This window comes from Acinetobacter sp. CWB-G5, assembly GCF_019209785.1.
Classification (GTDB): Bacteria; Pseudomonadota; Gammaproteobacteria; order Pseudomonadales; family Moraxellaceae; genus Acinetobacter; species Acinetobacter johnsonii.
The window spans coordinates 17,934-39,517 of record NZ_JAHUTF010000005.1; the positions used below are offsets into that span (position 1 = coordinate 17,934).

The 21,584-nt window shown below is 42.1% G+C and carries 17 protein-coding genes; 6 read left to right on the forward strand and 11 right to left on the reverse strand.

The genetic code is table 11. From position 1 onward, the window contains the following. Positions 1-298: 298 nt before the first annotated feature. Positions 299-2,392: a TonB-dependent siderophore receptor gene (locus KVY11_RS10095; protein ID WP_218288830.1), complete on the forward strand. Its 2,094-nt coding sequence runs from the start codon at positions 299-301 to the stop codon at positions 2,390-2,392. Positions 2,393-2,511: 119 nt separating this feature from the next. Here the strand turns inward: KVY11_RS10095 and KVY11_RS10100 are convergent, their stop codons facing one another. From KVY11_RS10100 to KVY11_RS10150, 11 genes are all read right to left on the reverse strand, one after another. Next, positions 2,512-2,625, reverse strand: coding sequence for a hypothetical protein (locus KVY11_RS10100; RefSeq protein WP_010326689.1), 114 nt, complete (start codon positions 2,623-2,625; stop codon positions 2,512-2,514). A 205-nt stretch (positions 2,626-2,830) separates the two neighbouring features. Beyond that, complete coding sequence (locus KVY11_RS10105) at positions 2,831-5,977, reverse strand: efflux RND transporter permease subunit (protein WP_218288831.1); 3,147 nt, start codon at positions 5,975-5,977, stop codon at positions 2,831-2,833. Beyond that, positions 5,967-7,202, reverse strand: coding sequence for an efflux RND transporter periplasmic adaptor subunit (locus tag KVY11_RS10110; RefSeq protein ID WP_218288832.1), 1,236 nt, complete (start codon positions 7,200-7,202; stop codon positions 5,967-5,969). Before KVY11_RS10110 ends, KVY11_RS10105 begins: the two co-directional genes overlap by 11 nt. A gap of 1 nt (position 7,203) precedes the next feature. Further along, entirely contained in the window at positions 7,204-8,526 is a 1,323-nt protein-coding gene (locus KVY11_RS10115) for a TolC family protein (protein ID WP_218288833.1), read from the reverse strand. 47 nt (positions 8,527-8,573) lie between these two features. After that, positions 8,574-8,993, reverse strand: coding sequence for a cation efflux protein, CzcI-like (locus KVY11_RS10120; protein WP_218288834.1), 420 nt, complete (start codon positions 8,991-8,993; stop codon positions 8,574-8,576). A 64-nt stretch (positions 8,994-9,057) separates the two neighbouring features. Then, entirely contained in the window at positions 9,058-9,966 is a 909-nt protein-coding gene (locus tag KVY11_RS10125; RefSeq protein WP_136143601.1) for a cation diffusion facilitator family transporter, read from the reverse strand. Positions 9,967-10,096: 130 nt separating this feature from the next. Then, complete coding sequence (locus tag KVY11_RS10130; RefSeq protein WP_218288835.1) at positions 10,097-10,933, reverse strand: SDR family oxidoreductase; 837 nt, start codon at positions 10,931-10,933, stop codon at positions 10,097-10,099. A gap of 779 nt (positions 10,934-11,712) precedes the next feature. Next, the gene (locus KVY11_RS10135; protein WP_218288836.1) at positions 11,713-12,600 is read right to left on the reverse strand and encodes a DMT family transporter; all 888 of its coding nucleotides are present in this window, start codon (positions 12,598-12,600) and stop codon (positions 11,713-11,715) included. Positions 12,601-12,876: 276 nt separating this feature from the next. Then, complete coding sequence (locus tag KVY11_RS10140) at positions 12,877-14,154, reverse strand: DcaP family trimeric outer membrane transporter (RefSeq protein WP_218288837.1); 1,278 nt, start codon at positions 14,152-14,154, stop codon at positions 12,877-12,879. Between the two features lie 240 nt (positions 14,155-14,394). Then, positions 14,395-15,762, reverse strand: coding sequence for an MFS transporter (locus KVY11_RS10145; RefSeq protein WP_058869586.1), 1,368 nt, complete (start codon positions 15,760-15,762; stop codon positions 14,395-14,397). Between the two features lie 280 nt (positions 15,763-16,042). Further along, positions 16,043-16,957 (reverse strand): LysR family transcriptional regulator, encoded by a 915-nt coding sequence (locus KVY11_RS10150; RefSeq protein WP_058869585.1) that lies wholly within the window; start codon positions 16,955-16,957, stop codon positions 16,043-16,045. A 115-nt stretch (positions 16,958-17,072) separates the two neighbouring features. On the opposite strand from KVY11_RS10150, the gene KVY11_RS10155 reads away from it, so the two are divergent. The 5 genes from KVY11_RS10155 to benB all read left to right on the forward strand — a co-directional run bounded on the left by KVY11_RS10155 (position 17,073) and on the right by benB (position 21,550). After that, positions 17,073-18,182, forward strand: coding sequence for a muconate/chloromuconate family cycloisomerase (locus KVY11_RS10155; RefSeq protein ID WP_218288838.1), 1,110 nt, complete (start codon positions 17,073-17,075; stop codon positions 18,180-18,182). Positions 18,183-18,211: 29 nt separating this feature from the next. After that, a complete protein-coding gene (catC, locus tag KVY11_RS10160; RefSeq protein WP_218288839.1) occupies positions 18,212-18,502 on the forward strand; it encodes a muconolactone Delta-isomerase in 291 nt (96 codons plus the stop codon). 145 nt (positions 18,503-18,647) lie between these two features. Continuing rightward, positions 18,648-19,568 (forward strand): catechol 1,2-dioxygenase, encoded by a 921-nt coding sequence (gene catA, locus KVY11_RS10165; RefSeq protein ID WP_218288840.1) that lies wholly within the window; start codon positions 18,648-18,650, stop codon positions 19,566-19,568. 78 nt (positions 19,569-19,646) lie between these two features. Beyond that, a complete protein-coding gene (gene benA, locus KVY11_RS10170) occupies positions 19,647-21,044 on the forward strand; it encodes a benzoate 1,2-dioxygenase large subunit (protein WP_004693190.1) in 1,398 nt (465 codons plus the stop codon). Next, positions 21,041-21,550 (forward strand): benzoate 1,2-dioxygenase small subunit, encoded by a 510-nt coding sequence (benB, locus tag KVY11_RS10175; RefSeq protein WP_004979732.1) that lies wholly within the window; start codon positions 21,041-21,043, stop codon positions 21,548-21,550. The genes benA and benB overlap by 4 nt, the downstream gene beginning before the upstream one ends. The last annotated feature ends 34 nt before the right edge of the window (positions 21,551-21,584 follow it).

The window sequence follows — 21,584 nt, forward strand, 5'->3', positions numbered from 1 at the left end:
TAAATTATTGGGAGATAGCTTTGAGTGTGAAGATTTAGAAATTGAGTTTATAGTTTGACCACATGCTTTTAAATTATAACTTAGATCTGCGTTCCATATCTTCAGTCGTATTTGATACAGCATATGGTATTGGGACTTTAGCTGACTTGAAACAGTGTATTGTGGATTGGAACCTAAAAGTTTAGGTTGATTTATTTAAATGTTTTAAACCATTTTTTCAACTTTAGAGTGATTTTTTAACTACAAAACCATTAAAATGTTATAACATAACAATACAAAATCTAAACTACTCTCCTTCATGATGAATAAATTCTCTCTTTTTTCCTCAAGCATATATTTAAGTCTGCTGAGTTCTTTCACTTGGGCCGAAACTTCAACAGAAGTACTCCAGACTATCCAATTGCAAGCCGAAACTGAGGGTGAAAACCTTCAACAAAGCACCGCAATGACTAAGTTTTCACATGACATTTTAGACGTGCCATTTAGTCGAAGTGTGTTATCCAAAGCGTTAATTCAGCAACAAGATGTGCAACGTATTGACGATGCATTAACACAAGTGAGCGGTGTCTATAATCAAACCAATTATGGTGGCGGCTTTTGGGATAACTTTTCATTTAGAGGTTTTAGTACAGACCCCAATATTGGGGCACAAATCATCAGAAATGGCCTGAGTGTTAACCGTGGACTCAGTGCTCCGCGAGATATGGTGAATATTGAATCCCTCGACTTTTTAAAAGGCCCAATGGCTGCGCTCTATGGCCGTGGGGAAGCTGGCGGTCTACTGAATATCAACACTAAAAAGCCTGAATGGGAAAGTTCTTCAGAAGTGAATTTACGTGCCAATAGTTTAGAAAAATACCGTGCTAGTTTTGAACATACTGCGCCAATCAGTGATGCTGTGGCTTATCGTATTGCGGTCGCACATGAAGATAATCAAAGTTTTCGTGATCATGTGCAGAGTGAGCGTTGGTTTTTCTCCCCTCAACTCACATGGAAAATTTCAGATTCAACCCAGTTAGATTTTGACAGTGAATTTACCCGACAAGATGGAACCTTCGACCGTGGTGTAAGTAGTTATCAAAAACAATTTGTGATGGACCCTAAAACATTTACAGGCGAACCTGATGATGGTGATCATATTCAAAAAGATCATTTCTATCAGCTTCGACTTGCACATCAGTTTAATGATGACTGGAAAATGAATAATGCTCTTAGTGTGAAAGATACTCAGCTCAAAGGCTTTTCCAGTGAACCTCGTCGTATTCAAAGTGATGGACAGACATTAGAGCGCCAGCGTCGCTACCGTGACAATAAAAGTGATGACATTCTCTTTCAAACAGAAGTTCTTGGGACGATCCAACAAGACTGGGCCCGTCATGAAGTACTGTTGAGCACTGAACTTGGGCAGATGAAGTATCGTCAATTACAACTGCGTCGAAACCACAGCAGTAGCGTGCCAAATAGCATTGATATCTATACTCCTATTTATGGACAATACTTACCCGAGCTGCCACTTTTCATTAACACCGAAGAACAGCAACGCTATTTTGCACTGAATCTACAAGATCAAATTTTCCTCAATAATCAATGGAGAGTGCTGTTTGGTGCGCGCTTTGATCACGTCACCCAAGACTTTCAAAATAAACTTGCAGGTACATCCAATAAAAAGGATTTACAACAAACCAGTCCACGCTTGGGTTTAAACTACCGACTGAATGATCGTTGGTCATGGTATGCCAACTATGGAGAATCCTTTGCGCTCAACAGTGGCATGGACCGAAATGGCGATGTGTTTAACCCTGAAAAAGGCAAAAGCTATGAGATTGGTGGGAAATATCGGATTAACCCACAGAGTTTGTTGAGCTTAGCCCTCTTTAAAATGGATAAAGAGAATGTCTTAACCACAGATCCAGCAGATAGTAACTATCAAATCACCGCTGGAGAAGTCTCAAGTAAGGGGCTAGAGTTGGATCTAGAGACACAGCTCAATGATCAATTCTCTATACGTGCCAATTATAGCTACACAGACGCTCAAGTGGAAAAAGACCAAAGTCTTGCTAAAGGTTCACGACTCAGCAATGTGCCGAAGCACAGCGGCTCTATCAGTAGCAACTATGAATGGAACCTTGCTAATGCAGACAAAGTTGGACTCGGAGCAACGGCAATCTATGTGGGCAAACGTAGTGGACACAGTACAGATAATGGCTTCAACTTACCTGAGTACACGTTGTTGAATCTAAATGCTTATTATGCGCCAACAGATCAGCTACGCTATCAGTTCAATGTGCACAATCTCTTAGACGAAACGTACTATGTTGCAAGCTATAGCGATATGTGGATTCAACCGGGCGATCCTTTAAATGCATCTGTTTCGGTACAATGGAAGTTTTAAGGTTATAAAAACCAGACTTGTCTCGTTATGAGTCGAGTCTGGTGTTAGAAAAATAAGATTCTGATTAGTTTCTGAAGTATTAGCTAGCCGCCATAGTTTTCTTTAGCGTTACTATGTACTTACTTCAAAAAGTATTCCCAAATGATAAATCCAAGAAAAAATCCAAGAAACGAATATAAAGTAATGATAAAGAATACAAACCAAGCTCTATTTTTTTTCAGTAAAAAGTTCATTTCCAATACCTCAACGCTCTATCTATATTCATTATTCTAAGGTTTCCTATACAAAAGGACAGATACAGTTCTTTGTGAATAAAATATAACAGACTATAACAGTTTTGCCATTTTAACTCCCAAAAGCGATCAGACTGACATCAAGTAGTATAAAAAAAGCATGGGGAGGCTATTTTGCCTCCTCATGCTTCAGTTGATTAAAGGGTTAAATTTTCGTTTCTTTCTTTGCATTCATCCAACGATACAACACTGGCAATAGCACCAAGGTCAATAACGTCGAAGAAATAATTCCACCAATCACCACGGTCGCCAGTGGACGTTGAACCTCTGCCCCTGTGCCTGTGGCAAGTGCCATTGGGACAAAACCTAAAGACGCTACACAAGCGGTCATTAAAACAGGCCTTAATCGCAAAATCGCTCCCTGCCAAACGGCTTCATGTAAGCGGTATTGCTCTCTTAGCTCTTTAATGAAGGTCAGCATGACCAAACCATTTAAGACGGCAACCCCAGACAAGGCAATGAAACCAATGCCCGCCGACATTGACAAAGGAATGTCTCTTAACCACAAGAAAAGCACACCACCAGTTAGGGCAAATGGAACGCCAGTGAACACAAGCAAGCTTTCTTTGATGTTATGGAAAACGGCCATCAACAAAATAAAGATCGTCAGTAACGCCAGTGGAATCACAATCTGCATTCGAGCCTGTGCCGAAGCCAAGTTTTCAAATTGACCACCATACTCAATCCAGTAGCCACTTGGTAACGGATATTGCTTAAGCTGACTTTGTACTTCTGTGACAAAAGAGCCCAAATCACGCCCTTCCACATTCGCCGTGACAATCACACGACGTTTGCCATTTTCGCGGCTGACTTGGTTAATGCCATCCATCATTTTTACAGTGGCAATATCGGTGAGTAAAATACTGCCACCATTTGGAAGCTGTATTGGCAGTTGCGCAATCCCATTGACACTACGATCTTGCTCACTGAGCCGAATGACAAAGTCAAAACGGCGGTCGCCCTGTAAAATTTCACCAACATTTTGTCCGCCAATGCTTGCTGACACATGGTCTTGTACGGTTTTGACACTTAGGCCATATTGCGCTGCCAAGCTTTTATCAATTTCCACATTAAGCAAAGGTAAACCCGACGTTTGTTCAACTTTAACGGCGGTACTGCCTGAAACTTGCTGAATCAATTTACTGATTTTTTCAGCTTCCGCATTTAATACTTGCATGTCATCGCCAAAGATTTTGACACCGACATCGCTACGTACACCCGATATTAACTCATTGAAACGCAGTTCAATTGGCTGAGAAAACTCACTGTTGTTACCTGGTAGCGTTGCTAAATAGGCCTGCATACGGCTACGCAGTTCATCGAGTGTTTCTTTTGGATTTGGCCATGCATCACGGGGTTTCAGCATGACGTAACCATCTGAAATATTTGGAGGCATTACATCGGTCGCCACTTCAGCCGTGCCTGTACGCGCAAAAATAGCGTGTATTTCAGGGAATTTCTTCAGAAGTAGCTTTTCCGTATTTTCCTGAATACGAAGTGATTCTTCTAAGCCTGTGCTTGGAGAGCGCAGTTGCTGTACAGCAAAGTCACCTTCACTCAGTTGCGGTGCAAACTCACTGCCGATACGCGTTGCAAGTAATCCTGTCAACATCAACAAGCACAGTGCAAAGGTTAAAACCACCGCTTTATACTGATAGGCACAGTCCAATACCCGCTGATAACGATCCTTTAGCCACAGCATCCAACGGCTTTCAGTTTCTTTGATGTCACCTTTAACAAAAAGTGCGACAGCCGCAGGTACAAAGCTGATTGATAAAATAATGGCTGCAACGAGTGCAAGTACAACCGTCAAAGCCATTGGGTGGAACATTTTTGCTTCTACACCAGTCAGTGCGAAAATCGGTAAATACACCACCAAAATAATCAGCTGACCAAAAATAAGTGGACGGCGGGCTTGGCGCGCTGCCAAAAACACTTCTTTAAAGCGTTCCGACTGAGTTAACGGTCGTTTGAGTAATTGTTGTGCATGGGCTAAACGCCGAATACAGTTTTCAACAATTACCACTGCACCGTCGACAATAATACCGAAATCCAATGCACCCAAACTCATCAGGTTGGCACTGATGTTCTGTTGTGCCATACCCGTTAAAGTAAACAGCATAGACAGTGGAATCACACAGGCTGTAATTAACGCCGCACGAATATTACCTAAGAATAAAAACAGGATCACAATCACCAAGATTGCGCCTTCAACCAAGTTCTTTTGCACTGTTTTAATGGCTTTTTCCACCAAAGTCGTGCGGTCATAAACGGTTTCTATTTTGACACCTTGCGGTAAACTGCTTTGCACCTCTTGAATTTTGGCATCTACAGCTTTAGACACCGTTCGGCTGTTTTCCCCCATCATCATCATAGCAATGCCGAGTACAGTTTCTTCTCCGTTATAGGTTGCGCCTCCTGTTCGGAGGTCATGATCAATTGAAACCTGTGCAATATCCGCGACACGAATGGGGTTCCCATTTGGGCTGGCAACCGTTGTATTTTCAATGTCTGCAAGACTGTTGAATGTCCCCGGAACACGCACTGTGAGTTGCTGACCATTTTCCTCAATATAACCCGCTCCACGGTTTTCATTATTTTCCTGTAAAGCGGTTTGCAGTTGGCTTAAGGAAATATTTAACTGTTGCATACGGTTTAAGTCGGGAGCAACCACATAGGTTTTGTTAAACCCACCAATACTGTTGACCTCGGCCACCCCCGCAACACGTTGCAATTGTGGACGAACGATCCAATCTTGGATCTCCCGCAAGTCCATCGCGCTATAAGTTGTACCATCGGCTTTTTTGGCACTCGGTTCGGCTTTAATGACCCATTGATAAATTTCACCTAAACCCGTCGAAACTGGTGACATGGTTGGGGAAACATCACTGGGTAAATCTGCTTTGACCTCTTGTACCCGCTGATTAATCTGCTGACGTGCCCAATAGATGTTTGTGCCATCCTCAAATACAATAGTGACTTGGGACAAACCATAACGTGAAATAGAACGAGTCAGCTGTAAATCTGGAATACCAGCCATTGCAGTTTCAATCGGATAGGTAATCCGCTGCTCAACCTCCAGTGCGGTAAAACCATTGGCTTGGGTATTAATTTGTACTTGCGTATTGGTAATATCGGGCACTGCATCGATCGGCAGTTTTTGATAGCTATAAACTCCGACCGCAATCCATGTACAGACAAAGAGCATGACCCAAATTGCATTTTGAATAGAGAACTGAATAATTCGTTCAAACAAACCCTCAGGCTTGGGTAAATCATGATTAGTGCGCATGATCAGCCTCGCCTTTTTCTAGTTCAGACTTAAGAACAAAGCTGCCTTGACTGACATAGCGTTGTCCTGCTGTTAGGCCTGAAATCACTTCCACCCATTGAGCGTCATTTGAAGCTTGCCCAAGTTGAACGAGCTGCGCTTTCAAATGCACTTGTCCTTTTTGTTCAGCGTCGACCACAAATACTGAAGCTTGACCTTCAATGTTTTGAATAGCACTTTTATGGACGCGAAGCGCTGTTTTTGAACTGGTATTGTCTAAAAAGATATTCACTAAAACATTTGGACGTAGTTCCGCCGCTTGGCTTTTTAATTTAGCACGTACCACCAAGCGTCCTGTTTGTGCATCGGCTTGAGAGGTTAAGCTCTGGATGACGGCTTCATATTTTTGCTCAGAAGCATTCGGCTTAAATGTCAGACTCTGATTGGCTTGTAACTGACCTGAGTACTGAGCAGGCAGATTAAACTCAAGCCATAACTCTTTAAATTGTTCAATCACAAAAAGCTGATCGGCCAATTGTACGTTTTCACCCACTACGATATCTTTTTGGCTAATCACACCTGAAATGGGGGCTTTAATGGCAAAACGACCATTTCCTCCACCTGTTGCCCCTAGGGCGTTTAAGCGGCTTTGCGCGGACTGCACAGTAATCTGCGCTTGTCGGTAAGCATTTTCTGCTCGTTGGTAATCTTGCTTGGCAGAAATGCCCTGTGACCATAACTGCTGTTCACGTTGATAATCTTGACGTGCCAAATCCAAACTGGCTTGAGCCATCCGCAAATTGGCCTGTTGATCGATCAGCTCGGGTACAGACAGTACAGCTAAGGTTTGTCCTTTTTGTACGTTTTGACCAAGTTCAACATTCACCTGTTCCACATGCCCACCAAAGTTTGGCGAAATATGAGCTTGCTGATCGGTATTAACCACAAGCTTTCCGGGTAGAACGGTGACTTGAGACACCACACCTTGTTGAGCTGAAGCGATTTGAATGCCTTGCTCTGTCAGTTGCTGCGCTGTCAGTTGAATCTCACCTTCCTCGGCATGTCCTTTTTCAGCCTCGGGCTCATCCGCATGTTCAGATTCTTCATGTTCGGCATGCGCATGTTCATCAGTGGTTGTATCTTTTGAGCTAAACCAAATCCCTATAGCAATAAGGAGTGTTACTAGAAGCAAAAGCCCAATCATCAATGGCTGTGATATTTTTCCAAGTTGGTTCTTTAGTTGCATATTATTGTGCTCCGCCAAGGATGAGGTCTTGTATTTGTGCGATCGAATTTTTACTGATTTGGCTATAAGCATCTGAACTACTGATCTGTTCATAGCTAGTACCTAGGCTAAGGGCTTCTGCGCTCAATGCAGTCTGCCAAGCTTGACGTAATAACTGCAACTGCCCAAGGCGTATGCTTTGCAGTTGTGAGTTAGCTTGTTGGATGTCGGTAATGGACAGCTTCCCCGCTTTAAAACCTTGCAACGTACGTACTTGAACTTGTTCTGCCAAAGTGGTTTGTTGGCTCATCGAACTGAACTGCTGTTTTAGTCCTTTGAGTTCATGCATGGCATTGGCGATATCTAAAATCTGCTGTTTTAACTCGCGCTGTTGCTGCTGACTCAACAAGCTTTGCTGGCGCTGGGCCATCGGAATGTTGTATTGCTGACGGTTAAAAATATTCAGTGGAATATCCACGCCGACACCTAATGTGGTATCGCTACTTTCATTCGGTGCTTGGCTCCGTTTCATGCCGACATTTAAGGTCGGATTGGGACGTGCCTGCACTTTTAAACTTTCAATGTTTAAATTGGACTGTTGAATGTTCAGTGCATACAGCTTTTCCAACCAACCTTCAGCAATATAGCGCTGTACTGTGGCATCGCTTTGATCTGGCCATGGCATTGAGGTCGCATTGAGTTGAATATCGGCTTTGGTTTCGCCCCAAAGGTTTGAGAGTTGACGCTGTGCTACTTGTTCTGCCAATACCGCTTGTTGGTATAAGCGCTGCATATCCAAACTTTCGATTTGCGCACGTTCATAGTCAACCAAAGCAATACTGCCCGCCTGATAACGTTTTTTGGCACTGTCTAAATTGTTTTGACTCACTTTGAGTTGTGCTGCGTACAGCGATTTTTCAACTTGTGCCAAAGCCAACTGAGACCATGCAAATTTCACCACCAATTGGCTTTGTGCTGCCCACAGTTGTTGCTGTAACTGCCCTTGTTGGTGCGCTGTTTCTGCGAGTTTTTGATTGAGCTTACGCTGTCCAAAAACATCTAAGGGCTGACTGATGGCAATACTGAGCTCACGATCAGTATCTGAACCAAAACCATCTTGATTGATATTTAAGCTAGGATTTTGCCATAGACCACTGTTTTTGATGTTCAGCTCTGTAATGCTTTGACGCTGTTGCCCAATGTCACTTTGGTTTTGATAACGCTCTACGTTTGCCAAAGCCTCATCCAAAGTCTTGATCGGTTCGGCAAAACTCCATTGCATCGCGGCTGTTGTTATGCCCACAGCAAGGGCTTGGCGTATAAACGCCTTAAATTGATTTGACATGCTTTTTCCCACTAATTTTTAGAAGAAGTGGTGGGAAATGTTTTAGGCTACCCCACCATTAGCGGGGAAAGTTCAGGAGGAGGATGTTGCCCCAATAAATCAGGAGCTTGATAGGCATTGTGCCAAAAAAACTGTGGAGGTTCGCGAACTTCAAACGCGAGCGGCAGTTGATAGTTTTTTTCTTTCGGAATAATCAAATGTGCCATTGAAGGCAAATGATCTTGATGGTCTTCACCCAATTCAAACTGATCATTTGCCGTTTGGGTATGGTCATCAACACTGCTTTGCTGGTGTGGCTTATCATCAGACACACACAAGGTGGTTTGATGGTGGCCAAAATGAAAACTTTGTTGAGTCACGACTTGAGCTTTTTGTTCTTCATGGACGCAAAAAGCTGCCGCCACGTTCCAAAGACTTTGGAACATGAATAAAGCAACTAAGACGCTAATCCACATGGTAGAACGCATAATGTCGTACTAAAATAAAGTGACGCTATTGTAAAGCCTAGACTAAGTCTAAGGTCAAGTCTTTTTAATGACTATGTTCATGTTGGTGTGGATGGCATTCATCTTCTTCAATCTGCAAAGTCACTTGCGTAATCCCATGCTCATGCCCCAATAACTCCACAGCTTGGTGGTATAAAGCTCTCTGATCTACATCAGGTGCAATCAAATGCGCTGTTAAATGCACATTCTTAGAGGTAATGGCCCAAACTTTAAGCTGGTGAATACCTTGTACACCCTCTAAAGCCAGCAAGTCATTGCGTAAAGATTCGATATCAATTTCACTTGGTACACCTTCGAGCAAAATATTGATACTTTGTTTTAGTAACACCCAAGTTCGAGGTAAGACCCAAAAGCCAATCAACACAGCAATAACGGTATCTACCCACATCCAACCTGTGAAATAAATCACCAGTGCGCCAATGATCACACCCACAGAGCCTAAGGCATCGCTGAGCACCTCAAGATAAGCCCCTTTCACATTTAAGCTGTCTTGGCTGCTCGACACCAAAATTTTCATTGAAATCAGATTGATGATTAAACCCAAAGCCGCAACAATCAGCATGCCCAAGCTTTGAATTTCGGGTGGCTGACTAAAACGCTGGTAGGCTTCATATAAAATGTAAATCGCCACTACAAACAACATCATGGCATTAAACAAAGCTGCCAATATTTCAAACCGTTGATAGCCAAAAGTACGTTTATCATCGGCAGGCTTTTGCCCAATTTTGATGGCTGCTAAAGCAATGGCTAAAGCAGCGGCATCGGTAAACATATGCGCTGCATCGGACAGTAAGGCCAAGCTTTGCGTGATAAATCCTGCAACCACTTCAACAATTAAGAAGGTGAACGTCAAGGCAAGTGCAATGGTTAATTTCTTGGCATTTTTTGCAGTCACTTCAACATGACTGTGATCATGGTTATGAGAACCACTCATGTAGGACTCCTTATCATTTTATTTAACGGAATGCTTCACCATTGAAATCGAAGCTTTTTTTAATTTAAAAATTACTCGATTTAGCATACTCGGTTAAAACAATAAAATCATCTTTCATGTGAATACGTCTTTATTTACGGCGTTTTTTTCCTGTCAAAAAGTTCATGGCCTGTGTATAGCCTGTTGGTGTAATACGCTGTACCAGATCGATAATTTTGGCATCTGTTCCAATTAAGACACGGCGCTCGTCTTTTTTTACAGCCTTTAAAATAGCCTGTGCTGCTACATCTGGCGGGGTTTTAAGCATTTTATTGAAAGAACGGCTGGCACGCTCTGGGTTCATACCCAGCGCACGAATACTGTCACTCATTCGAGCACTATTGGCGATATTGGTACGTATACCACCGGGATGAACACAAGTTGCACTAACGCCACAGTCTTGCAAATCTAACTCTTGACGTAGTGCCTCGGTAAAACCACGGACAGCAAACTTTGTCGCATTATAGGCACTTTGGGTAGGCTGAGCAGTGAGCCCAAATAAACTTGAAATATTCACAATATGCCCAGAGCCACTTTGTTTCAAGTAGGGTAAAAAAGCTTTGGTTCCATACACCACACCCCAAAAATTGATGTTGAAAATCCACTCGGCATCTTCATAGCTTAAGCCTTCAACAGTACTCGCTAACGCGACTCCTGCATTGTTAAAAACTAAATTGACCTGTCCGAAATCCTGCTCACACTGCTTTGCCCAGTTCTCTACTGCCTTACGGTCTGAAACATCTAGTTTTGTGAGCGTGACTGAAACAGGATAATCTTTGACGTGGTTTAATGTTTCCGCCAAACCTTGTTCATTGAGATCACTGAGTGCCAAATGTGTACCTTGTTTAGCCAGTTGAATCGCCAACTGCTGCCCAATGCCTGAACCTGCGCCTGTGATCGCAGCCACTTTATTTTCAAAACTTTTCATAATGCTCTCTAAAATATAGTGTTCTAAATATCGTTTTACACTTAAACGTCATGCTGAAGGTTCAAGTACTCTAATTCTACGCAGCCAAGGTGCTATTTTAGTTAATGTACAAAAATTACAACTATGAATAAAATGATCATTTCTAATGATTCAGTATGTATAAAATTCATGGGTGGTATTTTAAATATAAGATCATTTTTTATTTGGTTTCTGTTCTTAAGTGATAGGGCTCTAAAAACTGAAATCAAGTTACTGATATCTACATACTGTCCCTACAGGATTTAAAATATAACAGTCTTTAGCAATTCTACTTCATCTGTTATATTTTTTTAATCTTGTTTTTGTATCTGTTTCATCAGTTGTTTGCTTTGCATAATGTACTCATCACCTCAGTTGAGTGCAGTAACCATGAAAGATCTAGACTCAAAAAAACCAGCAAAATATGCAGATAGTTCAATTTCAGATAAAGCATTTAAAAACATGATTATCTGGTTCGCGATTTACTGTGGACTTTTTTGTATAGGTGTTATTTTCTTTGTCGGTGCAGATCAAAATTACCTTCTTCAGTAAGAATCTGAAGCTTGTTGCACTAATATCAACATCTAAATTCGAGCCTCAAAATTAAACTCCACAAAAAACACACTTTGGAGATTAAACCTTGACATGGGTTTAATCTCTATTTTTTTTGAGTTGAAGACTAGTAACACGGCAGTTACATTACATTTTGAATGGTTAATGTCATTACAAATAAATGATAGGGGCTGTGTAAAGGTCAGACTTCAAGCCCAAATCACCAAAAATGCAGCAATCACCACCAATACAATACCAAGATGTTCAGCACGTGCCAGCTTTTCTTTAAAGAAGTAGGCTGAAATCAACATACTAAAAATAATCTCAACCTGCCCCAAAGTTTTTACAATGGGCACGGACTGCATACTCATTGCACTAAACCAACCCAGTGACGCCAGAAAACTACATAAGCTGACACGAAATGTAAGTCCAATACGCTGCCACATAGCCCATAATGTTGCACGGCGAAATATCCCCAAATACATTAAAAGTAAACAACACTGTGTCCCAATCACCATTAAAAGCACCCAAGCTGCACGGTGAATAAACGGTAAATTTGTTAGTTCTAAACTGGCCTCACGTACCAAGAGCGAGGTAATGGCAAAACATAAACCACTACCGATACCTATACATAAGGTTGGTACGGAAAAATCAGAAAAGTCCCGCCCTTTAGACATTAAAAATACTGCGAAGCCTCCGACAGCAACCCCGAACCAGCCTAAAAGGCTTAAATGATCGGATAAAAAGACCACGGCGATAATCGCGGCAAGTACTGCCTCACTTTTAGCAAGCCCCACTCCAATCGCATAATTTTTTTGCTTAAAAAGTTGAACCATCAATGCTGTTGCGGCAATTTGGCTCAACGCCGCAATAAGCACATAAATAGCAAAACGGAGATTAAAATGGACGGAATCTGTTACAGGTTGGAAATGGTAAAGACAACTGATGTAAAGCAGTGCTAAAGGTAAAGCAAAGATGAACCGCGCTAGAGTCACTCCATAAACATCTACAGTAGTACTGAGTTGCTTTTGAAAAGCGTTGCGCCAAGCCTGCATGAAAGCGGCCATAAGCGTAAAAAGAATCCATGTTATTGTCATCAAGTACTCTATATACAGTTACTTACCTCACTAATGTAACCCGTTGATGGCAATACATGTGCTTTATTTTCATGACTTATTCTTATGTGATAAATAACTTAAGTTCTGATGAAAATTCGACTATTGCATGACTTTCGCAACATTTCCTCAAAACTGAGTATTAAGGAAATTAAACAGCAAGACATAAAAAACCGAAGGGCTTATCCTTCGGCTTCTATGTGAAATTTCACTTCGTTCTATACATATCAAAGTGAAAACCGGTTATCACTTCAAGTATTAGAAGTTATAAATCGCAACCAAGTTCACACGGTTGTCTTCACCTTTTTTACTACCATTTGCCGCAGGTGCAAACGCTTCACGCTCACCGTAGACATACTCTACCCCAAGGCTAACAGGCTGAACTGGGCTATAGAATAAATTACCCCATGCCTGCCATAAGTTTTTATTGATTTTGGTATCATCAGCTACAGCATCAAGGTAGTCCTGATTTTTATCAAAAGTCATATAACCATAAGCTAATGTGCCACGTAATTTGTCATTAAACTTTTGTGTTAAACCGACAGTAATTGAGTCAAATTCACTTTGTTCAATACTTGTGCCTGTTGCAACTACACCAGGGTTTGTAAAGGATACAAAGCTGCTATCACCTTTGACATGGTAGTAGTCGGCTTTTACAGAAGTTACTGGGGTGATGTCAAATTTGGCACCAACACCTACGCCATACGCCCACTCTTCTTGATTTTGAATACGTTTTTCATGCGCCATTGCACGTCCACTGACTGAAAGTGCATCATTGAACTTATGATTCAGTCGTCCTGTAAATGCAGGCATACGTTGGCTCATGCTGGCATCTTTCGGGTCTTCCACTGCCGCGACTAAGTTAGTATTTGGCGTGAATTTATGGGTATAACGCACTTGAGGTGTACGTTTAATTGAAGCACCCACATAAGCCAAAGCATCAATCGTTTCAGGGATATAGTCTGGAGTCGCAAAGTTTGACCACGTTTGACCAATTAACCAGTTACCATAGTTTAAATACGCATGACGAATACGTAAATTATCAAGGTTTGCACCGCCTAAAAAGTCGACCTCAATTTTTGCATTTAAGTTCTGATCGGCTACTGGCGCTTTAAAGTCCAAACCTAATCGCGTTGCTGAAAGGGTTGATCTTAACCGATCGCTATTTTCAGCATTTCCTTCTAAAGGTACGCTATTGATTTGGTTATAGGGCATATCACGAGCACCACCTTCAGCCTGATACGATGCATCCGCGCGGACATTACCGTATAAGTTGAACTCTGCCCCACCTTTGGTCAAACCTAACCCCGTTTTTTCAACCATTTTTGGCGTCGTCAACACTTGGCGTTCAACAGCGCTCAATTGAACAGCTTGCTGCTGTTGTTGCTGAGTATTCTGTTGAAGTATTTGTTTTAACGCATTAATTTCATTTCTAAGTTGCTCAATCTCTGCCGTCGTATTGGTTTGTGCATGTAATGCTGCACTACTTAACATGGATAAAGTGACAACTAAAACGTTCTTCTTAAATTGTTTCATTTAACACGGGTCCTGTGTATTTAAGTCTGTCCTGACTTTTACTCTTTAATATTTAGCTCTCTTTTTCATCGCTGTTTTCTAACGCAATGCATTTCTTTTAATACTTTAAAATGAAACTTTTTATCGCATTAAAAATTGCGTTAAAAAACAACTTATAAAAAGCAAATTGATTTTAACAGTTCATACAATTTTTGAAATGAGCCTACTACTAATGCACTAGACTCATGGGTTCAGTATTATTTAATTGGCTGTCGATTTGACTGCATCAAACACTTGTTTTGATTTGGTTTTTTCACCATCTACAGATACTTTTAAATTGACCATAAACACTGCCAAAGCCGCAATCACACCAGGTATAGCAATCACGAGAAAATTCATTTGATGTGGCAACTCAAAAGTTAACAATGCACCTGTTAATACAGGTCCAACAATTGCGCCAATGCGTCCAATGCCTGAAGCCCAGCCCATACCTGTAGAGCGCACCGCAGTTGGATAGAACTGTGCAACAAAGGTATACAGTAGAATTTGTGAGCCAATAGTCGCTGCGCCTGCAATCGCAATTAAACCGTACAGCACCATTTGTGGACTGTTGAAACCAAGTAAAATCAGTGCAATAGCACCCACGGTGAACATCGTTGTTAAAACTGGTTTTAAGTGGAAACGGTCTGCGAGCGCACCACCGCCAATCGCTCCAACCATACCGCCAATATTTAAAGCAAATAAGAAAATCATACTTGCACCAAGCGAATAACCTGCTTGAATCATTAGTTTTGGTAACCAGCTTCCAAGCGCATAGACCATGAGTAAGCACATAAAGAATGCCACCCAAAACATCATGGTGCTAAAGGTACGGCCTTGTTGGAACAATGCCTTTAATGGAGCGTCATCACCAGCAACAGGTTCGTTGAGCTTAAATGTCGTTTCAGGCTGAATAGCTTGCTCAGGTGCAATTTTTTGCACAATTTCACGGACTTTTTCAGTTTCACCCTTTTTAGTCAGGAACATTAAAGACTCAGGTAAAAACTTCCAAAGAATAGGTAAAGCCAGAAATGGAATGATGGCGATATAGAACATGATTTTCCAACCATAGTCTGTTACCAACCATGCACCCAGTAAGGCTGATGTCATGCCACCAATAGCATAACCACTGAACATAACCGCAACAAGTGTGCTACGAATACGCTTCGGAGCATATTCAGTCATGAGTGCGACCACGTTTGGCATCACCCCGCCAATGCCAAGTCCCGCAAGAAAACGTAAAATACCAAACTCAATAGGATTGCTTGCAAATGCGCCTAGAAAGGTGAAGCCACTAAAAATAGCCACACAAATCATAATGGTCTTTTTACGTCCCAATTTGTCAGACAACGTACCAAAACTCATCGCACCGAACATCATGCCAAACAAGGCTGTACTTGCAAGTAAGCCTGCTTGTACTGCACTGAGTCCCCACTCTTGCATCAGAAGTGGCAACGCCACGCCATAGATGACTAAATCATAACCGTCAAAAATAATAATCAGTAGACACCAAATGAGTACACTCCAATGAAAGGGCGTAAATTTGGCTTCATCGACCACCGTGTTGATGTTAACTGGATTTGTATTCACTTTAAGCCTCCTGCTTGCGAATGTTTGTTGCTGTGCACATTGCAGCAAAAGTAGCTTTCTTGTCCAAAACCGAATAACTCTATATTTATACCTTTAAGGTCGGTTAAGGTTTTTATTGTTTTAAATAAATAGCTTATATAAGCCATGATTGCAGTAAGAGACAGAAAATAAGCAAAACCAAGCGAAAATGACTATAAAAAAAGCCATCCGCAAGGATGGCTGAAATGGCTCATTTTGAAATGTAGACTTTCAAAGTATCGTGGAATTTAAATCCCCAAGTTTAGATAAATGCACGGTCATATTTGATCGCTTCAAGGTCATAGACCTGATAAATACAATCAAATAATGAACGAATATCTTCGCTTTCATCCATGGAACGAATCGCCAGAAAAATGGGACTGGTCGCTGCATCATCTAAGATTGGAATATAGTTCAAATGCGGCAGTTGAATGGTTCGTGCACTTTCTGGAACCACACAAATTCCTTCCCCTGCGGCAACCAACCCCAGTGCCAACTGTATTTCACGAACTTCTTTTAAATGTTTGGGTTCCAGTCCATATTCTGAAAACAGCCCTTGGACTTGAGTAGAAAAGTTTGGCTTGGGGTGACTTGGATAAAGAAATAAGTTCTGATCGACCAAGTCCGACAGGTACACACCTTGTTTTTGCGCCGTCAAAGGATGACTCGAATGTGCCGCCAACATCAACGGCTCTTCACGCAGTAAAATCCGACGCACAGCAGGATCGGAAATGCGTAAACGTCCAAAACCAACATCAATCCGTCCTTCTTTTAAGGCTTGAATTTGGTCTTTGGTACTCATTTCGATCAATTCGATTTTTAAATGTGGCTGCTGTTGGCGAAATAAATACACAATTTTAGGCAATAAACCATATAACAATGAACCTACAAAGCCCATAGTCACCGTTTTTTCAACCAAGCCTACACGTTGTGTCATGGCTTTGACTTCTTCGGCATTAGACAAAAGTTTAACAGCGTGTTGATAGAAGAATTGTCCTGCTTCCGTGGTCTTGAGTGGACGGCTACCACGTTCAAATAATTGCACCCCCAATTCAGCCTCTAGATTTTGTATCTGGCGGCTTAAAGGAGGCTGTGCAATGAATAATTTTTCAGCAGCTTTGGTAAAACTCTGCTCTTCTACAACAGCTACATAGTAGCGGAGGTGTCTCAATTCCATGACTATTTATACCTTTAAGATATATTAAAATGCTAATTTGATCTTCGACAGTTCATATTTATTCTTTTAAGGTATATCAAATCAGGTACACAACGCAAGGCTGCGCAGAGTTAAGATGTATAAATCTATAGAAACCTTACTCGTCGAAATCCCCACTATTCGCCCACACAAAATGGCGGTAGCGACTATGCAAACGCAAACGCTTGTCTTGGTGAAAATCAGCACTGAAGATGGCTTTGTCGGTTGGGGTGAAGCGACAACAATTGGCGGACTGGGCTACGGTGAAGAAAGCCCAGAAAGTATTAAGACCAATATTGAAACTTATTTTGCACCTTTATTGAAGTCCCTTAAAGCTCAAAACATCGCACAAACCATGCGTGCTTTGAAAAAGAATATTAATGGTAACCGTTTTGCCAAATGTGCAATTCAAACAGCTCTACTCGACATTCAAGCGCAACGTTTAGATTTACCCCTTTCTGAAGTGTTAGGCGGCCGCTTACGTGACAGTTTACCTGTACTTTGGGTGTTGGCATCTGGTGATACTGAAAAAGATATTGCTGAAGGCCGAAAAATGATTGAGGCAAGACGCCACAATATTTTCAAACTTAAAATCGGTTCACGCCGTGTAGAAGAAGATGTTGAACATGTTCTTGCGATTAAACAAGCACTGGGTTCAGACATTTCCATCCGTGTTGATGTGAACCGTGCATGGTCTGAGCTAGATGCGATTAAAGGCATTCAACTCCTACAAAATGGTGGTGTTGACCTGATTGAACAGCCCTGTGCGATCGACAACATTGATGCGATGCAGCGTTTAACTCGACGTTTTGATCTTGCCATCATGGCGGATGAATCGCTCATGGGGCCGAGCTCAGCCTACCGTTTAGCCAAAACCAATGCGGCCTCTGTTTTTGCAGTCAAAGTGGCTCAGTCTGGTGGACTAATTGAAGGTCATGAAGTCGCGAAGATTGCCAATTTAGCAGGCATAGATCTCTATGGAGGAACCATGCTTGAAGGTGCCGTCGGCACAATTGCTTCGGCACATTTGTTCTCGACCTTTGAAAATTTAGCTTATGGCACCGAGCTATTCGGCCCACTGCTGTTAACCCAAGATATTTTAAAAACCCCACTTCAATACACTGACTTCGCTTTGCATTTACCCCAAGGCAAAGGACTCGGTATTGAATTGGATGAAAGCAAGATTGATCAGCTACGCCGCGCTTAAGCGACGTCTTAACCGTTTAGGAGTTATACATGCTTTTTCACGTACGTATGGATGTAAACATTCCACTGGATATGCCTGCTGAAACTGCCAGTGAAATTAAATCAGTCGAAAAAGCATATTCGCAAGAGCTACAAGCTCAAGGCAAATGGCGACATATTTGGCGTATTACAGGTCAGTACTCAAACATCAGTATTTTTGATGTAGACAGCAATGAAGAGCTACACAACATTTTGCAAGGTTTACCCCTGTACCCGTATATGAACATTGAAGTGATGCCTTTGAACCGACATCCCTCTTCTATCCGCGAAGATGATCGTTAATTGAAAAAAGATTTTATGCAGTTTAATCACTGGAACGTAATGAATGATCTAGTGAAAGAAATTAACAAGGAACGTGGCAGCTAAGCTTTTCAACCTATTCATAAAGCTAGCCACCACATAGCAAACATACTTAAGGAGCAATAGTATGAATCGTCAACAGATTGATGCATTAGTCAAAACAATGAATGTGGATACAGCAACAGGTTCTGTAGACGCGCGTACTCAACAAATTGTGGTTCGCCTATTGGGTGACTTATTCCAAGCGATTGAAGACTTAGATTTGAGTCAAACTGAAGTTTGGAAAGGTCTTGAATACTTTACGGATGCAGGCCAAGCCAATGAACTTGGTTTACTTGCGGCAGGGCTTGGTCTTGAGCATTACCTCGACTTACGTGCAGATGAAGCCGATGCCAAAGCAGGCATTACAGGCGGAACACCACGTACCATCGAAGGTCCTTTATACGTGGCTGGCGCACCTGAATCGGTTGGTTTTGCGCGTATGGACGATGGTTCTGAAGAAGGCAAAATTCCGACTCTGATTATTGAAGGGACAGTGACGGACACCGATGGTCAGATCATTGATGGTGCAAAAGTTGAAGTGTGGCATGCCAATAGCTTAGGCAACTACTCTTTCTTCGATAAGTCACAATCAGACTTCAATCTACGTCGTTCAATCATTAGCGACCAAGATGGTAAATACGTTGCTCTCACCACGATGCCTGTTGGTTATGGTTGCCCACCAGAAGGGACAACTCAATTTGTATTGAACAAGTTAGGCCGTCACGGTAACCGCCCTTCGCACGTACATTACTTCGTATCTGCGCCAGGCTACCGTAAGTTAACCACCCAATTCAACATTGAGGGTGACCAATACCTATGGGATGACTTTGCATTTGCAACACGTGAAGGCTTAGTGGCTACCGCTGTCGATATTACCGATGAAGCTGAAATTGCACGCCGCGGTTTAACAGGTCCATTCAAACACATTCAATTCAATGTTGAACTGGTGAAAGACCAAGCGGCTGCACCATCAACTGAAGTTGAACGTCGTCGCGCTAGCGCTTAATTACCCTTGGAACCGAAATAGCCACTGCAAAGTCGCATTTCGGGGACTTCCTCACTTTTGGAAAGTCGGAGAACGGACATGCCACGTATCCCAGTTATTAATACTAGCCATCTCGATCGTATCGACGAATTACTTGTCGACAACTTTGAAACAGGCGAATTCAAACTTCATCGTTCAGTGTTTACTGATCAAGCCCTTTTTGACCTAGAAATGAAGTATATCTTCGAGGGTAACTGGGTTTACTTAGCACACGAAAGCCAAATTCCAAATAACAACGACTATTACACGACGTATATTGGCCGTCAGCCTATTCTGATTGCACGTAACCGTAATGGTGAACTTAATGCCATGATCAATGCCTGTTCACACCGTGGTGCACAGCTTTGTCGTAATAAACGTGGCAATAAAGCAACCTATACATGCCCTTTCCACGGTTGGACATTTAACAACTCTGGCAAACTTTTAAAAGTTAAAGATCCAGCAGATGCAGGTTATTCAGACTGTTTTAACCATGAAGGTTCACATGATCTGAAAAAAGTTGCACGTTTTGGCAACTATAAAGGTTTCTTGTTCGGTAGCTTAAATCCAGATGTTCCCTCTTTAGAGGAATACTTAGGCGAAACCAGCAAAATCATTGACATGATTGTGGATCAGTCTGAGCAAGGTCTTGAAGTTTTACGTGGCGCGTCTACCTACACCTATGAAGGCAACTGGAAACTGACTGCTGAAAATGGTGCAGATGGTTATCACGTTTCTGCGGTGCACTGGAACTATGCAGCGACCACTCAACAACGTAAAGAAAAACAAGCGGGTGACAACATCCGTGCCATGAGCGCAGGCGCTTGGGGGAAACAAGGCGGTGGTTCATACGGTTTTGACAATGGTCACATGCTGCTTTGGACACAATGGGCTAACCCAGAAGACCGTCCAAACTTCCCGAAAGCCGACGAATACTCTGAAAAATTTGGCGAAGCAATGTCGAAGTGGATGATTGAGCGCTCACGCAACCTTTGTCTTTATCCAAACGTCTATTTGATGGATCAGTTCGGTTCACAAATTCGCGTACTTCGCCCAATTTCAGTCAATAAAACTGAAGTCACGATTTACTGTATCGCACCTGTAGGTGAAAACGCGGAAGCACGTACGCGTCGTATTCGCCAGTACGAAGACTTCTTCAATGCCTCAGGCATGGCAACACCGGATGATTTAGAAGAATTCCGTGCATGCCAAGCAGGCTACGCAGGCATTGAACTGGAATGGAATGATATGTGCCGCGGTTCAAAACATTGGATTCATGGCCCAGATGATGCTGCCAATGAAATTGGTCTAAAACCAAAACTTTCAGGCGTAAAAACTGAAGATGAAGGTCTCTATCTTGCACAGCACCAACACTGGTTAGACATGATGAAAATTGCAATTGCCAATGAAAAAGCACTGGCTGTTGAAACTGCAAATGAACAAGGAGAAGTGGCATGAATGCTCCTACAACACTTAATACCGTTAGCATCGAACAAATCAGTCAGTTTCTATATCAAGAAGCGCGTTTTTTAGATGATGAACAATGGGACGATTGGCTTGCATGTTATGCCCCTTCAGCATCGTTTTGGATGCCTGCATGGGATGACGACGATACCTTGACTACAGATCCGCAGTCTGAAATTTCACTGATTTACTACCCAGACCGCCAAGGTTTAGAAGACCGTGTGTTCCGCATTAAAACTGAACGCTCTTCTGCCACCATGCCAGACACGCGTACTTGTCACAATGTGAACAATATCGAAGTGATTGAGCGTGATGGCGATAAAGTTACCGTCCGTTTTAACTGGAATACGCTGAGCTTCCGCTACAAAACCAGTTATAGCTACTTTGGTATGTCGCGTTATGAAATCGATTTTTCAGGTGAAAAACCACAAATTTTAAGTAAATACGTGGTTCTGAAAAACGATTACATCAACCAAGTGATTGATGTTTATCACCTCTAAATTAGCCACACATCCTTAGTATTCTTTCAGCCAA

Excerpts from the sequence above, each read along its gene's own strand:
- benB (WP_004979732.1), top strand. The coding sequence starts at position 21,041 with ATGAATGCTCCTACAACACTTAATACCGTTAGCATCGAACAAATCAGT.
- KVY11_RS10155 (WP_218288838.1), top strand. The coding sequence starts at position 17,073 with ATGTATAAATCTATAGAAACCTTACTCGTCGAAATCCCCACTATTCGC.
- benA (WP_004693190.1), top strand. The coding sequence starts at position 19,647 with ATGCCACGTATCCCAGTTATTAATACTAGCCATCTCGATCGTATCGAC.
- KVY11_RS10150 (WP_058869585.1), bottom strand. The coding sequence starts at position 16,957 with ATGGAATTGAGACACCTCCGCTACTATGTAGCTGTTGTAGAAGAGCAG.
- KVY11_RS10125 (WP_136143601.1), bottom strand. The coding sequence starts at position 9,966 with ATGAGTGGTTCTCATAACCATGATCACAGTCATGTTGAAGTGACTGCA.
- KVY11_RS10110 (WP_218288832.1), bottom strand. The coding sequence starts at position 7,202 with ATGCAACTAAAGAACCAACTTGGAAAAATATCACAGCCATTGATGATT.
- catA (WP_218288840.1), top strand. The coding sequence starts at position 18,648 with ATGAATCGTCAACAGATTGATGCATTAGTCAAAACAATGAATGTGGAT.
- KVY11_RS10100 (WP_010326689.1), bottom strand. The coding sequence starts at position 2,625 with ATGAACTTTTTACTGAAAAAAAATAGAGCTTGGTTTGTATTCTTTATC.
- KVY11_RS10140 (WP_218288837.1), bottom strand. The coding sequence starts at position 14,154 with ATGAAACAATTTAAGAAGAACGTTTTAGTTGTCACTTTATCCATGTTA.
- KVY11_RS10115 (WP_218288833.1), bottom strand. The coding sequence starts at position 8,526 with ATGTCAAATCAATTTAAGGCGTTTATACGCCAAGCCCTTGCTGTGGGC.
- KVY11_RS10105 (WP_218288831.1), bottom strand. The coding sequence starts at position 5,977 with ATGCGCACTAATCATGATTTACCCAAGCCTGAGGGTTTGTTTGAACGA.
- KVY11_RS10095 (WP_218288830.1), top strand. The coding sequence starts at position 299 with ATGATGAATAAATTCTCTCTTTTTTCCTCAAGCATATATTTAAGTCTG.
- KVY11_RS10135 (WP_218288836.1), bottom strand. The coding sequence starts at position 12,600 with ATGACAATAACATGGATTCTTTTTACGCTTATGGCCGCTTTCATGCAG.
- catC (WP_218288839.1), top strand. The coding sequence starts at position 18,212 with ATGCTTTTTCACGTACGTATGGATGTAAACATTCCACTGGATATGCCT.
- KVY11_RS10130 (WP_218288835.1), bottom strand. The coding sequence starts at position 10,933 with ATGAAAAGTTTTGAAAATAAAGTGGCTGCGATCACAGGCGCAGGTTCA.
- KVY11_RS10120 (WP_218288834.1), bottom strand. The coding sequence starts at position 8,993 with ATGCGTTCTACCATGTGGATTAGCGTCTTAGTTGCTTTATTCATGTTC.